This window comes from Mycoplasma sp. HU2014 (genome assembly GCF_001199495.1).
Classification (GTDB): Bacteria; Bacillota_I; Bacilli_A; order Mycoplasmatales; family Mycoplasmataceae; genus Mycoplasma.
Window position 1 is genome coordinate 1 of the sequence record NZ_LFYS01000064.1, and the last position, 24719, is coordinate 24719.

General features: G+C 27.0%; 20 protein-coding genes. 2 read left to right on the forward strand and 18 right to left on the reverse strand.

What is annotated here, in order from left to right; translation table 4 throughout:
• Both AB668_RS03805 and AB668_RS05945 read right to left on the reverse strand, forming a co-directional pair.
• The coding region (locus AB668_RS03805) for a hypothetical protein (RefSeq protein ID WP_152908057.1) at positions 1-441 on the reverse strand (441 nt) is incomplete at its 3' end.
• 1 nt (position 442) lies between these two features.
• Positions 443-889, reverse strand: a complete 447-nt coding sequence (locus AB668_RS05945) for a hypothetical protein (protein WP_235443344.1) — start codon at positions 887-889, stop codon at positions 443-445.
• Between AB668_RS05945 and AB668_RS03810 the strand changes: the two genes are divergently transcribed.
• Positions 846-1901 (forward strand): ATP-binding protein, encoded by a 1056-nt coding sequence (locus tag AB668_RS03810; RefSeq protein ID WP_235443345.1) that lies wholly within the window; start codon positions 846-848, stop codon positions 1899-1901. The two genes, AB668_RS05945 and AB668_RS03810, sit on opposite strands and share 44 nt — an antisense overlap.
• 30 nt (positions 1902-1931) lie before the next feature.
• On the opposite strand, the gene pepF is transcribed toward AB668_RS03810, so the two are convergent.
• From pepF to rpiB, 13 genes are all read right to left on the reverse strand, one after another.
• Entirely contained in the window at positions 1932-3725 is a 1794-nt protein-coding gene (gene pepF / locus AB668_RS03815) for an oligoendopeptidase F (RefSeq protein ID WP_050517693.1), read from the reverse strand.
• Positions 3725-4420, reverse strand: coding sequence for a hypothetical protein (locus tag AB668_RS03820; RefSeq protein WP_050517694.1), 696 nt, complete (start codon positions 4418-4420; stop codon positions 3725-3727). The genes pepF and AB668_RS03820 overlap by 1 nt, the downstream gene beginning before the upstream one ends.
• 141 nt (positions 4421-4561) lie before the next feature.
• The gene (lysS, locus tag AB668_RS03825; RefSeq protein ID WP_050517695.1) at positions 4562-6064 is read right to left on the reverse strand and encodes a lysine--tRNA ligase; all 1503 of its coding nucleotides are present in this window, start codon (positions 6062-6064) and stop codon (positions 4562-4564) included.
• A 2-nt stretch (positions 6065-6066) separates the two neighbouring features.
• On the reverse strand, positions 6067-7041 hold the full coding sequence (gene dusB / locus AB668_RS03830) for a tRNA dihydrouridine synthase DusB (protein WP_050517696.1): 975 nt from the start codon (positions 7039-7041) through the stop codon (positions 6067-6069).
• 60 nt (positions 7042-7101) lie between these two features.
• Entirely contained in the window at positions 7102-7359 is a 258-nt protein-coding gene (locus AB668_RS03835; protein ID WP_050517697.1) for a DUF1904 family protein, read from the reverse strand.
• 156 nt (positions 7360-7515) lie between these two features.
• Positions 7516-7953 carry a peroxiredoxin gene (locus tag AB668_RS03840; RefSeq protein WP_050517698.1) on the reverse strand — a complete coding sequence of 146 codons (438 nt, stop codon included), beginning with the start codon at positions 7951-7953 and terminating at the stop codon, positions 7516-7518.
• A gap of 50 nt (positions 7954-8003) precedes the next feature.
• Entirely contained in the window at positions 8004-10250 is a 2247-nt protein-coding gene (locus AB668_RS03845; protein WP_050517699.1) for a S8 family peptidase, read from the reverse strand.
• The gene (locus AB668_RS03850; protein WP_050517700.1) at positions 10243-11289 is read right to left on the reverse strand and encodes an ATP-binding protein; all 1047 of its coding nucleotides are present in this window, start codon (positions 11287-11289) and stop codon (positions 10243-10245) included. The genes AB668_RS03845 and AB668_RS03850 overlap by 8 nt, the downstream gene beginning before the upstream one ends.
• Before the next feature lie 162 nt (positions 11290-11451).
• Positions 11452-12981, reverse strand: coding sequence for a methionine--tRNA ligase (metG, locus tag AB668_RS03855; RefSeq protein WP_050517701.1), 1530 nt, complete (start codon positions 12979-12981; stop codon positions 11452-11454).
• A 282-nt stretch (positions 12982-13263) separates the two neighbouring features.
• Positions 13264-13887: a uracil phosphoribosyltransferase gene (upp, locus tag AB668_RS03860; protein WP_050517702.1), complete on the reverse strand. Its 624-nt coding sequence runs from the start codon at positions 13885-13887 to the stop codon at positions 13264-13266.
• Between the two features lie 102 nt (positions 13888-13989).
• Positions 13990-15897: a sulfatase-like hydrolase/transferase gene (locus tag AB668_RS03865; protein ID WP_050517703.1), complete on the reverse strand. Its 1908-nt coding sequence runs from the start codon at positions 15895-15897 to the stop codon at positions 13990-13992.
• A gap of 254 nt (positions 15898-16151) precedes the next feature.
• Entirely contained in the window at positions 16152-17393 is a 1242-nt protein-coding gene (glyA, locus tag AB668_RS03870) for a serine hydroxymethyltransferase (RefSeq protein WP_050517704.1), read from the reverse strand.
• Complete coding sequence (gene rpiB, locus AB668_RS03875; protein ID WP_050517705.1) at positions 17377-17817, reverse strand: ribose 5-phosphate isomerase B; 441 nt, start codon at positions 17815-17817, stop codon at positions 17377-17379. The genes glyA and rpiB overlap by 17 nt, the downstream gene beginning before the upstream one ends.
• 109 nt (positions 17818-17926) lie before the next feature.
• Here rpiB and AB668_RS03880 point away from each other — a divergent pair, with 109 nt between their 5' ends.
• Positions 17927-18223 (forward strand): rhodanese-like domain-containing protein, encoded by a 297-nt coding sequence (locus AB668_RS03880; RefSeq protein WP_050517720.1) that lies wholly within the window; start codon positions 17927-17929, stop codon positions 18221-18223.
• 35 nt (positions 18224-18258) lie between these two features.
• Here AB668_RS03880 and purB read toward each other — a convergent pair whose 3' ends face one another.
• The 3 genes from purB to rpoC all read right to left on the reverse strand — a co-directional run bounded on the left by purB (position 18259) and on the right by rpoC (position 24716).
• A complete protein-coding gene (gene purB / locus AB668_RS03885; protein WP_050517706.1) occupies positions 18259-19554 on the reverse strand; it encodes an adenylosuccinate lyase in 1296 nt (431 codons plus the stop codon).
• Positions 19547-20845, reverse strand: coding sequence for an adenylosuccinate synthase (locus AB668_RS03890; protein WP_050517707.1), 1299 nt, complete (start codon positions 20843-20845; stop codon positions 19547-19549). The genes purB and AB668_RS03890 overlap by 8 nt, the downstream gene beginning before the upstream one ends.
• A 103-nt stretch (positions 20846-20948) precedes the next feature.
• Entirely contained in the window at positions 20949-24716 is a 3768-nt protein-coding gene (gene rpoC / locus AB668_RS03895; protein ID WP_050517708.1) for a DNA-directed RNA polymerase subunit beta', read from the reverse strand.
• Positions 24717-24719: the final 3 nt, after the last annotated feature.

The window sequence follows — 24719 nt, forward strand, 5'->3', positions numbered from 1 at the left end:
TCTAGTTTTTCTCTTACAGTATGCACTAGCAAAACCCTGTTTTATTAATCTTTTATCTAAATTAGAATATGAAATCTTATAACCAAATTTTTCTTTTAAACAACTATGATAATTTTTCAACGTCAAAAATGAACAACTACTGTTATTGTTCTCTCCTCCTGTTATTTTCATTTCTCCTTGATAAACTTCACCCAAGTTGTATATTGTTTCATCACTATATTTTTGCGCATTCTTGTTATTTACATTTTTATGAGAAAGTATTATCTCCTTTCCGGTATTTATAAAATCAAGATATTCTTTCTTATATCTTTTTATAGTAGAAACAGATTTATTAAATTGCTTTGCTATTGATAAACATGATCTTTTAGGATCCTTTGCAAAGATATCTAATATACATTTTTTAATTTCTGCATATGACTTATTGTCTAAAATAGTAAACATTCTAACCTCCTTTACCAATTATATGTTTTGGATCCAAAACATATAATTGGTAAGGTATCATTTTGTTTGATATTCCAGATTCATCTAATTTGGTAAAATTTTTATCCTGAATTTGGTAAAATAAATTTAACAAATTTGGTAAAATTTTTATCCTGAATTTGGTAAAAATATCAAAAAGGAGATAAATATGAGAAACGATAATTATAAACCTAGAAGTAATTCAACGATATTTATCAATAGCTGGAGCAATTTGTGTTGAAGGACCTAAGTGGTGCGGTAAAACATGAACTTCAAGACATAATTCAAAGAGTGAATTTTTAGTTGGTAGTCCATATAAAAATTTTGCTAACAGAAAACTAGCTAATTTTAATCCTGAATTCGTTCTTGATGGTGAATATCCTAAAATGATTGATGAGTGACAGGAAGCCCCTGCTTTATGAGATGCCACCAGAGCTAAAGTAGATGAGATTGGTGAAAAAGGTCTTTTTATACTGACAGGATCTGCTACACCTAAATATAAAGGTATTTTACATAGTGGAGCAGGAAGAATAATTAGCTTAAGAATGAGTCCTATGACTTTGTATGAGTCTGGAGATTCTGTTGGTACTGTGTCTCTTAAAGAAATTTGTTCAAAAGATTTTGATCCAAGACCTACATATGTAAAAGAATTAGATTATGAACGATTGTCATATTTAATAGTTAGAGGAGGATGACCTAATAATATAGATTCCAGCATAGACGATTGTGACGTAATTGTTAAGTCTTATATTGAAACGATTTTAAAACAAGAATTAGTTGACGAAAACGATAATAAATATAGTCCTGAAAAAATTGAATTGATATTAAAATCTCTAGCAAGAAATACATCAACTACAGTTTCTGAACGCTCTATATTAAAAGATATTTCTCAAAATGAAAATGATAATCTAATATCTAGACCTACATTAACTAAGTATTTAGACTTTCTTACCTCTATGTTTTTATTTGACAATTTAAAACCATTTTCATTAGATGTAAGATCATCATTAAGAGTTAAACAAAAAGATAAAAGATATTTTTGTGATCCATCTTTAGCTTGTGCACTATTAGATCTAAGTCCAGCAAAAATTCAAAGAGATTTAAATTTATATGGGTTATTATTTGAATCATTAGTTGTTAGAGATTTGAAGGTGTATTCAAGAGCGATGGACGCCAAGATTTATCACTATCAAGATTATTTGGATAATGAAATTGATGTTGTTATTGAACTTAAAGATGGTGATTGATGTGCATTTGAAATTAAATTGGGTTCTAATAAAGTTGATGAAGCTGCCGAAACACTAAATAAAACAATTTCAAATATCATCAAAAATAACAACAAACCTCCAATATTAAAATGTGTTATTGTTGGTTTTGGGAATGTAATTTATAAAAGAGAAGACGGTGTTTTAGTTGTGCCTATTAATGCTTTAAAAGATTAGATAAAAACATAAAGACTACTCTTTTTATATTTATTTTAATAAGTCTTTTAATTGATTAGTATATTCTACAATTCCATTAATTAATGGTTGATAAGTTTCTTCTTTTGTAAAATCAATACCTGCGTCTAACATTATTTTTAACGGTTCTTTGTGTCCACCAGCTTTTAAGAAATTGATTGTTGATTCAATATTTCCCCTTTTGATATCATCGTACAATTTATAACTTGCAGTCACATCGATTGCGTATTTATAAACATAGAATGGAGAATGGAAGAAATGACTAATTCTAGGTCAACCAAATCCGTGTTTTTTCTCTTTATCTTCAAGTTTATCAAATACTGTATAACCATAATCGTTTTGAACTTCAACAAAAAGGTTATTTAATAGTTCTGCTGTAAATGGAACTTGTTTTTCTGCTAATTGACTTGCTCTATATTCAAAATCAGCAAATTGAATTTGTCTGTAGAATGTTGAAGTTAAATCAAAAATTCTTTGTTGTAACAGATAGATTTTTTCTTCTTTAGTTTGAGCATTGCTATACATAAAATCAAATAATAAATGTTCATTAATTGTTGATGCAACTTCAGCTAAAATAATTGGATATTCACTTAATGGATATGGTTGGTTTTCATCAGAAAATAAAGTATGAACAGAATGACCACATTCATGAGCTAATGTATTAACTGAGTTTAATTTATCATCTCAATTCATTAAAATGATTGGTTCAACACCATGTCCACCAGTTGAATATGCCCCATCTCTTTTATTAGTATCTTCATAATAATCAATTCTATTAGGACCTCAAGCAATTTCTAATTTATCTAGATACTCTTTACCTAAAACAGATAATGCTTTTCTAATTATTTCTTTACCTTGATCAACTGTAAAAGTACGGTTATAGTCTTTAACTAGTTTTAACTGTCTATCTGAAGGATAGAATTTCTCTAATTTAAATGTATCTTTAATTAATAAAAGATAATCTTCTAGTGGTTTAATGTATTTTTTACCAACTTCTAATAATTTCAAATAGATTGATGTATCTATTGAATCATTGCTTAAACTTGATTGTAGACTTGATTGATAATTTCTTAGTTTTACACTTTCTAAACTTGATTGTAAAATTCCTTCATAAATTTGTGCAAAGCTATGTTTTTTATCACTAAAGTTTTTAGCAAATAAAACTCCTGCTTGTATTCTTAAATCTTGATCTTTTATAGGATCCGAATCTTGACTAATTTCAGCAAGTAAAGAGTTGGTTAAAACTTGTTTTTGTCCTTTGTATTCAATTTCTTGATCTTGACGATCTGCATAAGCTAAAGTATCATACATCATAGAAATTGCACTTCTACTTCTTGAAACTTTAGAAAGCAATTCTTCATCGTGTTTATCTAAAATATGTTTGGCTTGTTCAAAGAATTTTCTATATCCATATTCGTATTTTTCATACTCTTTATTTTCTTTTAGTCATGAAAAGATTACATCTTGACCAACTTCTTTTAGTTCAGGGCTTGCGAATGCAGTTAATTGATAAATTTCTTGTAATGCGTTCATCAATAAACCTTCTAAAGTTCTATAAACTTCATTAGTTTGATCGGTATCACCCATTCTTGTATAAATTGATAATTTAGTAACAAGTAATTCAATTTCTTCATCTAATTTGATAGATTTGAAAAATTCTTCTTTAATGTGTAAATTACCTTTAAATTTTTCATATTCTCTAGCTAAACTCATTAGTTTATCTAAATCACTTTTTCATTCATCTTGATTTTTATAAAGGTGTGAAAAATCTCATTTATAATCATTTGTTGCTTGACTTCTTTTCATTATTTTTTATTTTCTCCTTTAAGTTCTTGTAATTCTTTATACAATTCATTATTTCTTTCACTTAATTTAGCAATTAAACCATCCATTTCTCTTAAAGCTTGATCGAAAAATACAATTAAATTACCTTGTAAATTAAATAGTTCGTCTTTTTTTGATGGTATTTCTGATTCTTTTAATTTAGAAAATTCTTCTATTCTTTGTTTATAATTTTCCATACCTACGTTTAATGTTTCAAGTAACACAGGCAATTTCATTTTATCTACTTCAACGTTTGTAAATACGTCTTTTTGTTGTTGTGCTTTTTCTGTTGTTTCATAATCGGTACTATCAAATGTAATAGGTTCACTATTTAAAAATAAATTATAAGTTTCAATTAAGTTTTTAATATTTTCATCAAGAATTGGTGTTGAAAGATCTAATCCTTTTGCATCTATTTTTTCTAAATTATCTGTAGAAGCAAATCCAATATTATCTTTAAAAATATTCAGTAATTCTTGTCCCTGAATGGCTTTGTTTTGTAAATCAATAATTATTGAATTTACCACTTTTTGAGTTAATGCTAAACATAAAACAGTTCTTTCTTTTACAAAATCTGGACGTAAAACCAGAACGGGAATTGATCCTATTTTTTGATTATCACCAGTTAAAGTTTGAAAGCTACTTGCTTTATAAAATGTTCATGTTGTTAATTTCATAATCTTCTCCTTTTGTCATTTATATATATTTTAACAATTAAAAGTTAAATATACTCAACATTATTAGTATTAGGAAAATATTAAAAAAACTTGCTATTTGCAAGTTTGTTTTAGAATAGAAATATTTTGTGTTTTAATTGTCTAATCTCTTGGTTTCATTTGTGGGAATAATAAAACATCTTTAATTGATTCACTGTTTGTTAATAACATAACTAATCTATCAATTCCAATACCGATTCCAGCGGTTGGAGGCATTGCGTGCTCTAATGCTTCAATGAAATCGATATCCATATCTGTAGCTTCATCATTTCCTTTATTTTCTTCTTCGATTTGAGCTTTAAATCTTTCATATTGATCAATTGGATCATTTAACTCACTAAAAGCATTTGCATATTCTCTTCCGATGATGAATAATTCAAATCTATCAGTAAATCTTGGATCTTCAGGATTTGATTTAGCTAATGGAGAAATTTCTTTTGGATGACCATAAACGAATGTAGGTTCAACAATTGTTGATTCAACAAATTCTTCATAGAATAAGTTAATAATATGTCCAACTGTTTCTTGGTGTTTTTCAACATGAATATTGTGATCTTTTGCTAATTGCATAGCTTGTTCAACTGTCATTTCTTGTCAGAAATCAATTCCAGTTACTTGTTTAATTCCATCTACCATGTGTAATTTTTTAAATGGTTTAGATAAATCTAATGTAACATCTCCATATTTAATAATTGATGACTCATTAACACTAGCATTACATACTCTGAAAATTTCTTCTGTTAAATCCATTAAAAAGAACATATCTTCATAAGCAACATATAACTCAATACTTGTAAATTCAGGATTATGACGTGTACTCATTCCTTCATTTCTAAAGATACGACCTATTTCATAAACACCTTCAAATCCACCAACAATTAAACGTTTTAAGTGTAATTCTGTAGCGATTCTTAAATACACATCAGTATCTAATGCTTTATAGTGAGTAATAAATGGTTTAGCGGCAGCTCCTCCTCTTAAAGAGTGTAAGATAGGAGTTTCAACTTCCATATATCCTTTTTCATCTAAGAATTTTTGAAGTGTTCTAATTATTTTAGTTCTAGCTTGGAATGTTTTTCTAACATCATGATTCATTATTAGATCAACATATCTTCTTCTGTATTTTTCTTCGATATCTTGAATTCCAGCATGTTTGTCTGGTAGTGGTCTTAGTGCTTTTGATAGTAAAATAACTTCTTTACATCTAACTGTTAATTGACCATGATCTGTTTTCATCATGATGCCTTTAACCCCGATAATATCACCTAGATCGAAATCTCTAAAATCTTCAAAAGCTTCAGCTCCGATTTCATCTAATCTAACGTATAGTTGAATACCAGAATCTTGATCATCTATATTAACAAAAGCAGCTTTTTTACCAGCTTCTCTATATAATTTAATTCTTCCAGCAACACTAACGATATCTTGATTCATTTTAGCTAACTCTTCTTTAGAAAATTTTTCAAATTTTTCATTTAATTCTTTTAGTGAGTTAGTTCTTTGGAATTTAGTTATTTTATATGGATCTTTATTTTTTTTAACTAATTCTTGGTGTTTTTCTCTTCTTATCAATTCTTGCTCAGTAAATTTTCTATCATTTATCATTTTTATTCACTCCCATATTCTTTAATGATATCTACTACATCTTTTAAAGTTTCTATTTTGTTTGCTTTTTCTTTTAACAATTTTAAAATAGGTTTTTTATCTAATACATCTAAATATCAAGTTAAATGTTTTCTAAATTCACGCATAGCTGATTGTTCATCTCTTAATTTTATAAGTAAATCAGCGTGATTTAAAACAGTTTTTTCTCATTCTTCAAAACTTGGTTTTTCTAATTCTTTTCCTGTTTCTAAATAATAATTAATTTGTTCAAATATTCAAGGATTTCCCTGACATGCTCTAGAAATCATAACAGCATCACAACATGTTAGATCTAACATTTTTTTAGCAGAAGGTCCGTCAACAACATCTCCATTTCCTATAACAGGAATTTTAACTGCATCTTTAACTTCTTTAATTTTTTCTCAATCAGCATGACCTGAATAAAAATCACTTCTTGTTCTTCCGTGAACTGCAATAGCACTAGCTCCTGCTTTTTCAATTAACTTAGCAACTTCAACAGCATTTACACTATCTTTATCTCAACCTAATCTAATTTTTGCAGTAACTGGTTTTTTTGTATGTTCAACTACAGCTTTTACAATTTCATAAATTAGTTCAGGTGTTTTTAATAAAGCTGATCCACTTGCTGATCTAACTGCAACTTTTGGTGCAGGACAACCTAAGTTTAAATCTATAATGTCACAATAAACGTTCTCATCTATTCATTTAGTGGCATTAATAAAATCTTCTACATCATTTCCAAATATTTGCATACTCATCGGATGTTCTTCTTTACTTACTTGTAGCATACTAAATGTTTTTTTATTTTCATGAGTCATCCCTGCAACTGAAACCATTTCAGCATAAACTAAGCTTGCTCCATGTTGTTTAGAAATAACTCTAAATGGTTCGTTGCTAACCCCCGCCATTGGGCCTTGAACAATTTTACCTTTTATTTCAATATTACCTATTTTCATTTATTAACCTACTTTTTTAGTGTGTGCATATAATTTGCCATTAACATCTGTGAAAAATATTTATACTTTTGATGAATCTTCTTTGAAAAAATCAACCATATAATTTGCAAAGATTTGTTCTTTATCAGGTCTTGATAATCATTCAACAGTTACATAAATTGGTTTTTGTTCTTGTTTTAATTGGAACACTTTTGAATCTTCACAAATAAACATAATATTTTCAGGATTAGCTGTAACTAATTCTGCTATTTCATTAACTTTATTACTAAATTCTTTAACTTTTTCTTCACAAACTCCACTAAATTTGATAATTGGCATATTTTATGTACCTCTCTTATTTTCTAACATTAATTTTATTACAATTCACCAATAAATAAAATATTAGAAATTTAAAGGTCTGGAATAAACAAAACATTAGAAATCATACTTAAATTTTCTCAAGAAAAACAACTTCAATTGAAGTTGTAATAATTATTATAATTGACTTAGTAATTCACCAACGTGTTCGATATGATCAACATCTCTCATTTCTTTTACTATATTTAATTCTTTATCCAAAACAAATGTTGATCTTTCATATTTATTTCAAGGTTTACCTTCGAATTCAATTTCAGTAAATGTTAATTTAAACTCATTAGTTAATTCTTTATCTAAGTCACAAATTAATGTAAATTCTAAGTTTTGTTCACAACAAAATTCATTGTTATATTCTGGAGTATCTTGGCTTACACCAACAACATTGTATCCTTTGTTTTTAAATTCGCTTAAGTGTTTTTGATATTCTAAAGCTTCTAATGTACATAGTCCAGTTTTTGCTTTAGGATAGAAAAATATTACTAATCCTTTTTCTCCAACTAGATCTGATAAATTTACTAAATTGTTTTTACAATCTTTTAATTGATAATTTTTCATAATAAATCTCCTTATCTATTTGCTAATCAAACTTGATATTCAACAATTTGCTAATCAAACTTGATAGTCTCATTACTTTTATTATAAACCTCAACTTTGTTTTCTATGTCAATTTGAGTTACAATTCATCCTCTAAATTGACAACTTTTAATAAAATCAGCATAATAATTATTTTTATCAACAGACTTAAGTGTTACAACAAGTCCATATTTAAGATTTTTATCTTTTACTGTTTCTAATCTTTCTTTTGTTAGAATATTAATTCCTCAATAACCTTGTTCTTGTTTTGATTTTGTAGGTTTTACAATCCGTCCAGTGTTAGTAAATAGATTTTGTTGGATGTGTTTTGTGTTATTTCATTTTTTAAATTTTTGTCTTGCTTCTTGTTCAAAAATAGAGACAGGTTCATCATAAGATTGTTTATTTTTATTTATTGGGTCAATCATTATTTTCCTATTTTTTTGAATAATTTTTCCAAATTTTATATCCATTTCTGTATCAGTATAATCTACACCTTGAGTTTTTGAAACTTTTGGAAAATAACACATTGTAAGCTTAGATACAAATGGGTGTTTATAATCTTTATTTAATGGAACAGGTAAAGTATAGTTAAATGTTTCATATTTTGTAGCTGTTCCTTGAATAATAAATCTTATCTCATCTTTTGGTGTTTCTAATATATCTTTTATATGAATAGGAACAACTCCATGTCCGATTGTATTAATATTTTTATTATCATCTGTTCAGTTCGTTGAAGAATGTATTAATAATGCTTTTGCGACTTCTTTTGACATTCCAATAACTTCAATTAAATAACATAATTTTCTAGCTATCCAAGGTGCTGCAAATGAAGTACCAATAGCATATTGTTGTTCAAATCCCGAACAAACTCTTATTCCTTTTTCATGACTTCCACCATAATAAGAGATATCAGGTTTATTAAAAAGAGACAGCACAGGACCTGATCTAGAATAATCTGTAGGATTATTTTTATAATCAACCGAATTTACAACAATAGAGTTTATTGAATCAGCAGGAGCACCTATCTTAATAATTTCATTTGATGTTTTATTTGTTCCTGATATAACAAAAATAACATTATTTTCAGCTTGAATTCTGTCTAAAAATTCAGCTTCTATTGAAATAAAATTTTCATTTATTTCTTTTGTTGAACCTAAAGATAAATTTCAAACTTTTATATTTTTATTAGTTCTAATAATTGATTCAATTTCTTTTAGTAACGTAAATGAACTAAATCTTGTTTGTTTTGCAACACCAAAATGTTTAACTCTAAAATAACCACACCCATCATCTAATTCAGGATTTAACCTATGTCCATCAACTATAATTGAACTAACTTGAGTGCCGTGTATATAATCTTCAACACTTCTATTTATATTCTCATCTAATCTATCTTCGTATTCTACTCACTCTGAAAAATAAGTATTTTGTTTATCGAATAATGTATCTATTACACCTATTATTGGTTCATTTGATGGTTTTTTTATTTCTGTTATAGTTTGTTGTGCTTCTTTTGAATTTAAAGGATCCATTTTTGAAATATCATTAATTCCCATAGCAATTAAATACGGTGCTTTTTGAATAAACTGCTTAAGCTGTTCAGTATTTAAGTAAAAAGTTGTTTCATTTAATTTTGGTACAGTTAATGGATTTATGTCTAGTTGTTTAAGGATTTCTGAAGTTTTGATTTTTATATCATAAATAGTTATAATTGACCCACCTTCTATGAATTCATCAAATTGATCAACTTCAAAACTTTTTATGTAATATGTGTCAATTATTGTATTTATTAATCTTGTTTTTGTTAAGTTTTTAGAGAAAGAATTATCAAAATTTTTGTTAATATATAAAATATCATCTTGTGAAAGTTCTTTGTATTGATATTTATTTAGATAATTTATACATTCTTTTAAATTTAAAATAGAGTTTTCTAATATTTCATTAGTTATACAATATGTGATTATATGATAACTTGGTAATGTTTTAGAGAACTTAGCACCAACTACATTTTTATTATTTTTTAGAGCATCATTTTCAAATATAGCTTTTATTCTATTGCTTTTTGAAATGATTCTTTTGTAGTGAACACTAACAAGAGGATTAATCTTTAATTTTTGAGAATTTCAGAATTGTTTTATTGTGATTAATTGTTCTTTTAAATTAATTAGTTCTTTAATATTAAGTTTTGCGTTATTAGGTAATTGATTAGAACTTATTTTTTTTGTGTAGTATTCAGACTTAAATTCATTTCTTAACTCTATAACCTTATTAGACATGTACTCTTCCTTTCAATTCTCTACCTACCTGGCTTTTAGATACACCAGTTAAAATTTCTATTTCTCTTAGTGTAAAACCCTTTTCTTTAAGCTCTTCTAAATTATATTCTTTTCCGTTAGTTACTTTTTTATAAAGTCTTTTTAGATAGTCAAACTCACTATCAGGATCGCTAAAAGCAAGTGAAGTTTTTATAACATTTTCTAAAATTCCGGGATGTGGGATTTGATCATATAATGAAATAATTTTTCTAAACATTCTTGAATTTTTTGCTATGTATTTAAGTTTTTTTGAATAATCACTAAATATAATTTCTGATATATCTAATAAATCATGCTGTGAATATCTATCAAAATCAACAATTGAATCAAATCGACGACTAAGTGCCTTATCTAACAGTTCATATAGATTTGTTGTTGCAATAACAATAACTTTTTTATTTAAATTATCTAAGCCTTTTAAAACAGTTGATGTTGCTCTACCCATTTCTCTAACATCATTATTATTATTTCTATCTAAAGCTAAGGCATCAATTTCATCGAATAGAATAATTGCATTTTCTGGTACTAATAAATTATTTATCTCATCAAAAAGCATAGTAATATTTTTTTGGGTTTGACCTAACTTACTATTTATAAGTGATGAAAAATCAACAACAAAAAGATCTCTTTTAAGAATTCTCGCGATTTGTTTTGTTGTTTCAGTTTTTCCGGTTCCAGGTGGACCTATAAATAAAAATTTATTAACTCCTAATTGGTTATTTGACGAATTTATTATTCCGATAATGTCGTTATTTATTTCTTCAGGAATAGGTAGTGGTTTGTTTTCTATTTCAACTCTTCTTATTCATTCTGTTTGATTTTCATTAAATTGAGGAACAAATGTATTTGCATTAGAAAGAAGAGATGCTATATACTCAGTAAGCTTAGAATCTCCATTTAAATAAAAATCATTTGCTATCAAATATGCCTCATCTCTAAAAGCACGATCATTGTTTTCTACATGGTATTTTATCAAATTAATAACATTAGCTTTTTTCATTATAATCACCTTAATCATAGTTTAACACTTAGGGACAAATAAAACTATATTAGGGACAAAAATAATAAAAATATTTTAATTGAGAGACTTGTCTTTATTAAATTTGATCATATAAAAACAATAAATTCATTACACTTGTAAAACAATTGTAATGAATTTTTATTATTCTCTAACTCTTATGAATAATACTTTTTTATCATTTAATTTATTAAATTTGATATCTTTAAATGTTTTTAAGTTCTCAAAGTTAATTTCTGCGTTTTCTAATCCACATTGTTCAATCATATCATTGTATTTTCCAACTAAAATAGGTTTTAATAAATAACTAATAACTGACATACATCTTTGTAGTGTAGCTAAAACAGTTTTTAGTTTATTGATATGATTTTCTTTTGCTAAATTTCATGGAGCAGTATCTTCAATATATTTGTTACATGATGCAGATAAATCTAGTACATTTCTAATTGCAGCACTTATTTTATATTGATCCATATTTTTAACATATTCATCAATTGTTTTAATAGATAAATCAATCAATTCTTGGTCATATTCAACATTATTTAAATCAATATATCCATTGAAATATTTTGTAATCATATTGTGAGTTCGGCTTATTAAATTACCTACATTATTAGCTAGATGAGCGTTAAATGATTCAATAAATAATTCTAAACTAAAGTTACCATCTTTTTCTGTTGGAAGATCATTTGCTATATAAAATCTTAAAGCATCAGATGAATAAGTATCTATTATCTTAATAGGATCAATTACATTTCCAAGCGATTTACTCATTTTAGTATTTTTATTTAATATTCAACCGTGACCTAGTAAATGTGTAGGTTGACGTAGATCTAAAGCTTTTAACATTACAGGTCAATAAATTGAGTGGAATCTGATAATCTCTTTTCCTGCTAATTGTAGAATTTCTGTATCTTTATCATTTCAGAATTTTTCAAATAAATGATCATCATCTTGCATATAACCTAAAACAGTAATATAGTTACTTAAAGCATCTAATCAAACATAAATTATGTGTTCAGGGTTTTGATCGATTGGAATACCTCATTTAAAACTTACTCTAGTTACTGATAAATCTTTTAATCCTGGTTCAACGAAGTTTTTTAACATTTCATTTCTTCTATAATCTGGGATTAAAAATTCACTTTTTAATAGATCTTCGATAAAATCTTGAAATTCACTAACTTTTAAAAAGTAGGTATCTTCATTAACTATTTGAGGTTTTGTATTTGAAATTTTACACATTCCATCTTTATCAAGTTGATCAGCATTTAAAAATTCTTCACAACTAACACAATAAATACCTTGATATTCTCCTTTATAAATTAATCCTTTTTCATATAATTTAGTAAAGATTTTTTTAACAGCTTGTTCATGATAATCATCAGTTGTTCTAATAAATTTATCATATTTAATATTTAATTTTTCTCATAGTTTCTTAAAACTTTCAACTTTTGGATTTAAGTACTCTATTGGACTAATATTTTCTTCTTTAGCTTTTGCTTCTATTTTTTGTCCGTGTTCATCACTTCCAGTTAAAAAGAAAGTTTCATAACCTTGTTCTTTTTTATATCTATTTAAAATATCTGCTAGTGTTGTTGTATATGCATGACCTAAGTGAAGATTTCCACTAGGATAATAAATTGGTGTAGTTACATAAAATTTCTTACTCATCTTTATACCTCTCTTTTTAGACATATATATTAATAATATTATTTAAAATTTATAACACTAATTTATTTATATTAACTAGTCTATTTTATTGTATAGTATTTTATCTCAATAATGTATTAGGAAAAAAATCTGGAATATCAAACAAAATGATTAACGTTTATAACAATAGTTAATTAATTAGTATATTTATTCTATTTGTGAATTTATTTTTAATTATGATAGCAAAACAACTCTTAAGTAGAAAGATTCTGCTTAAGAATTGTTTTCATTATCTTATTATTATTATTTTGTACCAAAAATTCTATCTCCAGCATCTCCTAATCCTGGAACAATGTAACCTTTTTCATTTAAATATTCATCTTTTGATGCAGCATAAATTTCAACATCAGGGTGTTTTTCTTGTAATTTTTTAATTCCGTTTTCAACTGCTACTAAACAAACAAATTTAATGTTTTTAGCTCCTCATTCTTTAACAATATCAATAGCTTTACATGCGCTTCCTCCGGTTGCTAACATTGGATCAACAACAATAACATAACTTTTATCGATATCTTTAGTTGTTTTTGCAAAATATTGATGAATTTCTAATGTTTCTTCATCTCTATATAATCCGACATGAGCAATTCTTGCTGTTGGAATTAATGCTTGAATACCATCTAACATACCTATTCCTGCTCTTAGAATTGGAACTAAGACAATAGGTTGATCAATTGTATAACCTTTAGTTTTTTGAATTGGTGTTTCAATTTCAATTTCTTGTAATTGTAAATCTCTAAAAATTTCATAAACCATTAATTGAGCAATTTCATTTAGATTCTCTCTAAAATCTTTGGATGAAGTTTCTTTTCTTCTCATTCTTGTTAATTTATCAATAATTAATGGGTGTTTTAATTCAGTAAATGCCATAATATTCTCCTTTTTATCTATTTTATTGTAATTTAAAGAATATGTAAATATTTTTATTAGTTGCAAAAAATTAAAAAGTGCTTGTTAGCAGTTTAAATTCTACTAATTATTAAAAGAAAATAACTCATTTAATTTATTTTGCATAAAATATTTATCTTTAATAATTTTGTCTTGTTTAATCGAATTGTATTTATCTAAAACATAATTTAAATCTATATTTTCATTATTAATTTGATACATTATTTCATCTTTAGATGAATAAACACTATTTCCTAAAATAGAAAAATCATCAGTAATTAACAACATATTTCTAGGGTCAAGATTATATGTTTTTTCATCTGTAAAAATATTTGTTCCAAAATAATGATAAGGTTTATTTTTAGCAAATAATTCTAACATAGTAGCATAAATATCAATATGACTTCTAATGTTATTGTTCACACCTTTTAATATACCTTTAGGTATATCACTGTTTGTGTTGTTATTTTTATCTGGAATATAAATAAATGCAAGTATTTTTTGTCTTAGTTTTACATATTCTAATCAAGTTAGTTTTTTATTGTAATAAATTTCTAGATCATTTTTATTTAATCCGGTATGTGGGTGATCGCTGTAAAACACAAACATAGTATCTTTTAACTTATTACCTAATTTTATAAATTCTTTAATAACATTATCAAAATCAATTGCTGCATTTAAATAATTTCTTCCTTCAGTAGATAGTTTATTAATATTGTTATTTTTAATTTCTACTTTGTTTTTGTAATAATTAAAAGGAGCGTGAGGTAAGCATAAGTTTAAATGGAAAAAGTTTTTCTCTTTTTTGTTTACATCTTTATTATTAGTAATAATGTTATAAATTAAACTAGGTAGTATTTGATCGTTAATAACATCAGTATTAAATAAATTTAAAGTAGGTTTTATGATATTTGTACCATCTAAATTTTTAATTTCTTTAAAGTTAAAAACATTAAATTTATTATCATCTTTATATTTTTTATTATCTGTAAAATAATATCGGTTTTGATAACCTAAAGAGTTTTCAAAGAAATGATTATAATGATAAAATTCTAAATTATTTGGTTCAAAAATATAGTTATTAAAATCAGTTAATAGTCTAGGTAAAGAAAATTGAATTTCACTTTTTGTTCTTTTTAATTCTTTAGAACTTACTCTATTTCCTGTTGGAATTAATCCAGTTGATACTGTTAACGTTCCATCAGCTGAATTACCTACTCCTGCATTTGAATAGAAGTTATCTAGTACATATGATTCTTTTAATAAACTTCTTAGGTATGGTAGATAATCAGTGTTAGTGAAAATATTATCTTTACTGCTAAATAAATGATTAGTTGATTCAAATTGAACATAAATTATATTTTTTATTGAATCTTTGATTTTATAAATTTCTGAATTGGCATCTAAATTCTTTTTATCATTACCTAATATATTTTTAGAATTATTACCTAATCTAGAATATTTACTAATAAATTGTTTATCTTTTAAAACATCCAGTTTCTGGTTATTTTTTATAAAAGGATCATAACTAGTATAAAGTATATAGTTTAGTTTACCTGTCATTTGCATCATTAATGTCTGGTTAGATGATTCAACTTGTACTGTTTGTTTTAAGTAAGTATTATAATTTCAAAAAGTTAGAAAAGAGCCAGTTAAGCCACCAGTGAATAAAGATAAACTAATTAAAAATCTTTTGAAAAATTTGATACTAAAATTGCTTTTATTTTTATTTGTTTTAACTTCTTTAAAGAATTTCTTTTTTAAAACAAGATAAGTTATTGAATATAGATTAAAAAGAATTATATAAATTATAAGAAGATGGAATTTATACTCTAAAAAGTAACCCCCCCCTGCATGTTTTCCTGCGTTTATATAAAAATCGCTAGCATTTTCTATCTTATGATCATAAAAAGGGAAGATTGTGGTTGCATATTTTGATACACCAAAATTCAAGAATAAATAAACAATTAATAAGATTAAAATTAAATTCATTAATATAATTCTTATTAATTTATTTCTAAATAATAATATAAAGCTGAATAATACTAAAAGTATGGAAATATCTCCTATAATAGCTAATGCTCTGTGCTTTAAAGGTATAACAAAAAATGTTACAGTTTGTAAATAATTACTATTTAATCTTGTGTAAAGAAATGTGAAAAATAAACATAAAAAGATTACATATATAAATATATGTAAAACCTTGTCTAATATTTTTTTAAATTTTTGCAACATTAATTATGTTATTAATATTCTATGTTTTGATATATAGGGAATTGTTTACAAATTTCTGTTACTTGTTTAGATAATTTTTCTAAGTTTTCTTCTGATCTATCTTTTAAAGCACTACCTATAATTTGTGCAACTTGTTTAAATGTATCTTCTTTAAATCCTCTTGTTGTCATTGCAGGTGTTCCAAATCTAACTCCTGAAGTGTAGAAAGGTTTTTCTTGATCGAATGGTATCATGTTTTTATTTGCAACAATACCAATTTTTTCAAGAGTTTTTTCTGCTACTTTTCCTGTAATTCCAATAGTTGATTTAACATCAATAGTTATTAAATGGTTATCTGATCCACCAGCAACTAATCTAAATCCTTGATTTTGTAATTCACTAGCAAATGCTTTTGTATTAGCAACAATTTGTTTTGCATACTCAACAAATTCAGGAGTTGATGCTTCTAAGAAAGCTTGAGTTTTTCCTGCAATTTGATTTTCTAATGGACCACCTTGTGAACCAGGAAAAACTGCTGAATCAACTTTTTTAGCATATTCTTGTTTACATAAAATAACTCCACCACGAGCTCCTCTTAAAGTTTTGTGAGTTGTAGTTGTTACAATATCAGCATATTCCATTGGGTTAGGATGAACTCCAGCAGCAACTAATCCTGCGATGTGAGCCATATCAACCATTAACATTGCTCCTACTTTATCAGCTATTTCACGGAATCTTTTAAAGTCAATAATTCTTGAATAAGCACTTGCTCCTGCTACAACTAATTTTGGTTGGTGCCCTAAAACAATTTTTTCAATTTCATCATAATCTAATTGTTCAGTTTCTCTACTTACTCCATAAAATCTAAAGTCATAACTTGATCCTGAAAAGTTAATTGGATAACCATGTGTTAAATGCCCTCCAGCATCTAAACTCATAGCAACAACTTTATCACCATGACTTAAAATAGCTCTATATGCAGCTTCATTTGCTGAACTTCCAGAGTGTGGTTGAATATTTGCGTGATCTGCATTGAATAATTTTTTAATAGTTTCAATTCCTAAACTTTCAATTTCATCAATAAATTCACAACCCCCGTAATATCTTTTACCTGGATATCCTTCAGCGTATTTATTTGTTAAAATTGATCCATTTAATTTTAAAACTGCTTCTGAAACAAAATTTTCAGATGCAATTAATTCTATATGATTTTGTTGTCTTTCTAATTCCTTTCTTAATGGAATTAATATTTTTTCATTAATTTTTGAATTCATTTAATGTACAAACCCTTTCTGTGTGTCGACCAGCTTCAAAATCTGTATTTAAAAATGTGTCTACTAATTCTAATGATTTTGCTACAGCAATGAATCTCGCTCCAGTTGCTAAAATATTAGCATCATTATGTAAACGTGAAAGTTTAGCAGCTTGAGTTTCATAAACTAAAGCAGCTCTTGCTCCTTGAACTTTATTAGCAGCAATACTAATCCCGATTCCAGAACCACAAATTACAATACCTTTACTATTTTTATCATCTACAACATGTTTAGCAACATCATATCCTATAGATGCATAATTACATGATTGTCCGTTATTATTTCCTAAATCAACAACTTCATAACCTTTTTCGATTAAGTGTTTTTTAATAGCATTTTTCATTTCAACAGCCGTATGGTCGTTTCCAATATAAATTTTATCCATTTTTACCTCCCAGTTTAAAAATATTTTACAACATTATTAGATAACATTTATAGTTAAGTAAAATATTAGTAGGTGAATTGGTATGGATAAAATTAGTAGGTGAATTGGTATGGATAAAATTAGTATTTCAAAAGAAGAATTTTTTCAACTTCTAGATCAGGGTTGAAAAGTTATTGATGTTAGAGATGACTATGAATATAAAAATTTCAAAAGATTTGAACCAAGTGAAAATATTTCATATCTTGAAGTTTTAAATAATCCTCAATTTAGATGACCTAATATTAATGAAAAACTAATTATGGTGTGTAATCATGGAAATAGATCATCTCTTACTGCTAGATTTTTACAAAAAATGGGTTATGAAAATGTCTATGTTTTAGATCGTGGAATTTACTCATTAGAATAATATAAATAAAAATCATGCTTAGGCGTGATTTTTTACTATTTAAAAACTCTATTAAAAATACGATCAACATGTCTTAAAAAGAAATTGTTATCAAATAAAGATTCTAGTTGTTCTTTTGATACATATTCAATTAATGAACTTTGTAAAACTTCATCTTTAAAATCTAATTTGTCTTTTAGACATTTTAATGTGATAGATTGAACTTTGTCATAAATTTCTTCTCTAGTAACATCTTTACAATTTATTAAAATGTATGTTAACACTCTTTGAGAGAAATAAATATTTTTAGCTTCATTAATGTGATTTAGCATTTGTTGATCATTAATAACGATATTTTCTAATGTATCATTTGTTCTTCTAATTATATAAACTAATAAGTTAAAAATTTCAGGTAGATAGATTCTTTCATTTGATGAATGAGAAATATCTCGTTCGTGTCATAAATTATTATTTTCTAAAACTGTTAAAACTTGAGATTTGATATAACGACTTAATCCAGCGATGTTTTCACTTGATATTGGATTTTTCTTATGTGGCATCGATGAGCTACCTTTTTGATTTTTACTAAATCCTTCAGCCATTTCATTAACGTCACTTCTTTGTAGCAATCTAATTTCAGTTGAAATTTTTTCTAAAGTTGTTGCAATATTTGCAAATACTTCAACTAAGAATATGTGTCTATCTCTTTGTGATACTTGAGTTGATAAATTATCAATTTTCATATCTAGTTTATCTGCTACAAATTGTTCTATTTCAGGTTCTAAATTAGCATAGTTTCCCATAGATCCAGAAATTTTTACAACCTCTATATCTTGTTGAGCTAATTTGAAACGATTAATTTGTCTTTTAATTTCATCAAATCATAAAGCAAACTTTAATCCTAGACTAGTTGGTTCTCCATACATTCCATGAGTTCTTCCCATGATTAATGTTTTTTTGTTTTCTAGTGCTAATTTTTTAAGAGTTTTACAGATATTTTCTAATTCGTTTTCAATAACTATATTAGATGATTTAATTAAATAGTTTTGAGCGGTATCTACAATATCAGTTGAAGTAATTCCTAAGTGTATTCATTTACTTTCTTTATCTAGTTGTTCAGATAACATTCTTGTAAAAGCAACAACATCATGTTTTGTTTCAGCTTCAATTTCTAACATTCTATTTAAATCTACTTTTAAATTTTTGTTAATTTTATCAATGTCAGTTTTATCGATATATCCTAACTCAGCTCAAGCTTCACAAACTAGTTGTTCAACTTTTAATCAAACATTATACTTATTTTCATCACTTCAGATTTTTGCAATTTCTTTAACTTCGTATCTTTTAATCATCAAATTCACCTTTAATTAAAATTGTTTGTTTACGATCTGGTCCAACTGAAAATCCTAAGAATGGAGTTTTTACAATTTCTTTAATTTTTTTGATATATTTTTGTGCATTAACTGGAAGTTCATCAAATGAAGTCACTTTAGTAATATCTTCGTTTCATCCATCAACTTCTTCATAAATTGGTTTGCATCTTTTTAGATCTAAATCATTTGCTGGCATTGAATGAATAATTTTTCCATCTAATTCATAAGCTGTACAAATTTTAATTTTTTCTTCGGTATCTAGAACATCAAATAATGTTAAGAATAATTCATCAATTCCACCAACTCTAATTGCATATTTTAGTGCAACTAAATCTAGTCAACCGATTCTACGTGGTTTACCTGTATTTGATCCATACTCTCTACCACGTTCTCTTAATTTATTAGCTAAATCACCTATTATTTCAGTTGGCATACCACCCGATCCAACTCTAGTATTATAAGCTTTAACAATTCCAACAACTTTGTTAATGTGTTTTGCATGAACTCCAACTCCAATTGAAGCATTATTTGCTGAACAATTTGATGAAGTTACAAAAGGATAAGTACCATGATCTATATCTAGTAAAACTCCTTGTGCTCCTTCAAATAAAACGAATTTATCATCTTCAATTAAATTAGCAACTTCATATCCTGAATCTATAATATTATTTTTAATAACTTCAAAATTACTCATTAATTCATTATAAATTGGTTCTAATTTTAATGGTTCGTGATTATAAACTTTGGTAATAATTTCATTATGATATTCTATGTTTTTTTCTAATACAGCTTTGAAATTTGGTTGAGAAATATCACAAATTCTAATACCATAACGAGCAGCTTTATCTGAATAAGTAGGACCAATACCACGTTTAGTTGTTCCTATTTTATTTTCTTTTCTAGCTTCTTCTTGAAGTTCATCTAATAGGGTATGTCATTCAAAAATTAAATGTGCTCTATCTGAAATATAAACATTTTTAGTATCTATTCCTGCTTCGTTTAATTTTTTCATTTCAGAAACTAAGTTTTTTAAATTAACAACTGTACCATTACCTATAATATTTTTAACATCAGCATTAAACACTCCTGATGGTACAATAGTTACTTTATGTCTTTTATTATTAAATTCAATCATATGACCAGCATTATCACCACCAGCAAATCTAACTACAACATCTGCTTTTTGGGCAAAATAGTCTGTTATCTTACCTTTTCCTTCATCACCTCATTGGCTACCAACAACAACAAGCGACTTGTATTTTTTCTTCATAAATTTTCTCCTTAAAGTACATAAATTTATTTTACAATATAAAAATATTTTAATTCTATAATAAAAAATCTTATGTTTTTAGCATAAGATTTTCTAGTTATTATTAGTATTCGTTGTTGTGGTATTCTTCAGCTAATCTTTCAACTTCACTTGTTCCTGTTAAACCAGTACCTGCAGGGATTAAGTTTCCTAACATAATGTTTTCTTTCAATCCTTGTAGTTTATCTTCTTTTCCTTTAATAATAGCTTTTGTTAATACTCTAGCTGTATCTTGGAATGATGCAGAAGATAATCATGATTCTGATTCTAATGGTGCTTTTTTAATACCAAATATTTGAGCAACTGATAATGGAGGTCTTTGACCATTCATAATACATTTTTGCACAGCTTGTTTTCAATTTTGAATTGTAACAATTTCACCTGGTAATAAATCTGATTCACCGCTGTCAGTAATTTTTACTTTGTTTAACATTTGTTTAATAATGATTTCGATGTATTTATCTGAAATTTCAATACCTTGTAAACGGTAAACTTTTTGAACTTCTTTTAGAATGTAGTTTTGAACGTCTTGAATTCCACCAACTTCTAATAATTGATGTAAATCAATAGCTCCTTCAGTTAATTTTTGACCTACTTGAACATGTTCACCATTTTCAACACGAAGAATTGAGTTGAAATCAGTTTTGTATTTTCTAATTGTTTCATTTTCACCAACGATATTTATAACATAAATTCCATTGTGATCTTCAATGTTTGATACTACTCCATCAATTTCTGAAATAATTGCAACTGATCCTTTTGGTGTTGTAACGTCAAGTAATTCTTTAATACGAGGTAACCCTTGAGTAATATCAGCATTACCAGCAACCCCTCCGGTATGGAAGTTACGCATAGTAAGCTGAGTTCCTGGTTCTCCGATTGATTGAGCAGCAACAACTCCAACTGGTTCTCCAACTTTTACTAATGAAGCAGTAGCTAAGTTACGTCCATAACATCTTTGACATACACCACGTGTATTATCACAAGTTAATACTGAACGAATTAATACATTTGTAATTCCTGCTTTAACAATTTTTTCAGCAATGTTTTTATCAATCATTGTATTAGCAGCAACAATTAAATTATTGTTGTTGTCATAAATATCAGCAAATGCAAAACGACCATCTAATCTATCTTTTAAAGGAACGATAACATTATCGTGTTTTGTATCAATAATTGCTGATACTTCGAATCCTTTTGTTGGTTCACAGTCTTCATTTACAACAACAATTTCTTGTGAAACGTCAACTAATCTTCTTGTTAGATATCCTGAATCGGCAGTTTTTAAGGCAATATCGGCCATACCTTTTCTAGCTCCGTGCGTTGAAACGAAGTATTCTGACACAGTTAATCCTTCACGGAATGATGATTTAATAGGAATTTCTTTAATATCTCCTTTAGTATCATTCATCAATCCACGCATTCCTACTAACTGAGTAAAGTTAGAAACGTTACCACGAGCTCCTGAATCCACCATTACAAAGATTGGGTTTTTTACATCTTTACGTAACACTGTTGATAATTCGTTTTGGATATTATCTTTAATAGATGATCAAACTTCGATAATTCTACGTTTTTTCTCACTAGCAGTTAACATACCCATGTTGTAATATTCAGTAATTTGTTCAACTTTAGCATCAGCTTCTTTGAATTCATCGTATTTGTGAGTAAAAGCAACAACGTCTCCAGCTGAAATAGTAGTTCCTGATTTTGTTGAGAAATGGAATCCTAGATCTTTCATTTTATCTAGCATTTCAGCTGTTTTTCTTGCTCCATAAGTTTGGAAGTATCTTTCAATAATGATTGATAATTCTTTTTTCTTAATTGGTTGTTGAATTTCAACATTGTTAATTACATCATTAATATTTTGATTAAAGTTGTAGATAAACTCAGGTAACACTTCTTCAGCATTTCAAATACTGTTTGAGTTAATTCATGGGAAAGTTTTATCAAAGATTTCATTAAAGTATAATTTACCAACTGTTGTTAATAAGTATGAATTTTGTCTTTGTTCTTTATTGCTGAATTTTTCTTCAGGAAGTGCTGATAATAGCATACCAATTAATGCATTTAATGAAACTTGTTCATTTTTATAAGCTGTGAATGCTTCTTGAATTGATGCAAACATCATACCTTGACCTTTTGCATCTTTTTCTTCAGTTGTAACATAATAGTTTCCTAAAATGATATCTTGACCTGGAGTAACAATCGCTTTTCCATCTTTAGGACCTAAAATTGCATTTGATCCTAACATTAAAGCTCTTGACTCAGCAATCGCTTCTTTTGTAATAGGAACGTGGACAGCCATTTGATCCCCATCGAAGTCGGCGTTAAATGCAGTTGTAACTAATGGGTGTAGACGAATCGCTTTTCCTTTAACTAATTTAGGTTCGAAAGCTTGAATTCCTAAACGGTGTAAAGTAGGAGCACGGTTTAAAAGAACTGGTCTTTCTTTAATAACTTGTTCCAAAGCTTCTCAAACTTTAGGATCGTTTTGTAATACCATTTTTTCAGCAGCTTTAACGTTTTCTGCATATTCATGTTCTTGTAATCATTGAATTACAAATGGCTTGAATAATGTAATAGCCATTTCACGTGGTAATCCTGCTTGATACATTTTTAGATCTGGTCCAATCGCAATAACTGAACGAGCAGAGTAATCAACACGTTTTCCTAATAGGTTTTGTCTGAAACGACCTTGTTTTCCTTTTAAAACACTTGTTAATGATTTTAAAGGACGTTTATTTTTACCTTGAACTGGTTTTGGTTTACGTTCGTTATCTAATAAGGCATCAACAGCTTCTTGTAACATACGTTTTTCGTTGTTAACAATAATTGATGGTGCTCCCATTTCTTTAACTTTTTTTAATCTTTCATTTCTGATGATAATTCTTCTATATAGATCGTTAATCTCAGAAGTAGTAAATCTACCACCATCTAATTGAATAATAGGGCGAATGTCTGGTGGAATAACTGGAATTACTCTCATAACCATTCATTCAGGTCTTTGATTTGAACGTCTTAAAGAATCAAGAGTTTCTAAACGTTTCATTAATTTAGATCTGTCGTTTGGAGATTTTTTAAGATTAGATAACTCAGCTTTAATAGCTTGACTTTCTTTTTCTAAATCTATTTTTTTCAATAGATATTCAACAGCTCTTGCTCCAATACCGAATTTAGCACCTGTATACTTACCAATTAAAGTAGTTGCTTCATCAATAGAAAATGGAATGCTAGTATTATTTAATTCTTCTAATAATCTATTAGCTTTTCTAGTATCACGGTGTTCTGGATCATTGATTATGTTAATAACTTCTAAGATTGTTTCACGTAATTTTTCACGTGTTTTATTAATTTTAGATGAACCTAAATCTAAAACTTCTTTTTCTGAAAAATGCTTTGAATCCCCAGCTTCTAAAACGATGTGTGAAACAAAGTATACTACTTCTTCTAATTCTTTAACTTTTAAATCTAATAAAGCAGCAATTCTGTATGGTGCAACTTTTAACATTCAAATGTGAGTTACTGGTTCTTCTAATTCAATGTGTCCCATTCTTTCGCGTCTTACGATCGCTTCAGTTAATTCCACACCACATTTTTCACATTTTTTACCTTTGTTCATAGGGTTTGCTTTTTTGTATCTACCACATGAACATTCATAGTTTTTAGTTGGACCAAAAATTCTTTCATCAAATAATCCATCTTTTTCGGCTTTTAATGTCTTATAGTTGATAGTTTCTGGTTTTGTAACTTCTCCGTGTGATCAAGAACGGATAGTATCAGGGTTTGCTAATTCAATCTTAATAGATTTTTTTTGTTTTATGTTTTCCATGTT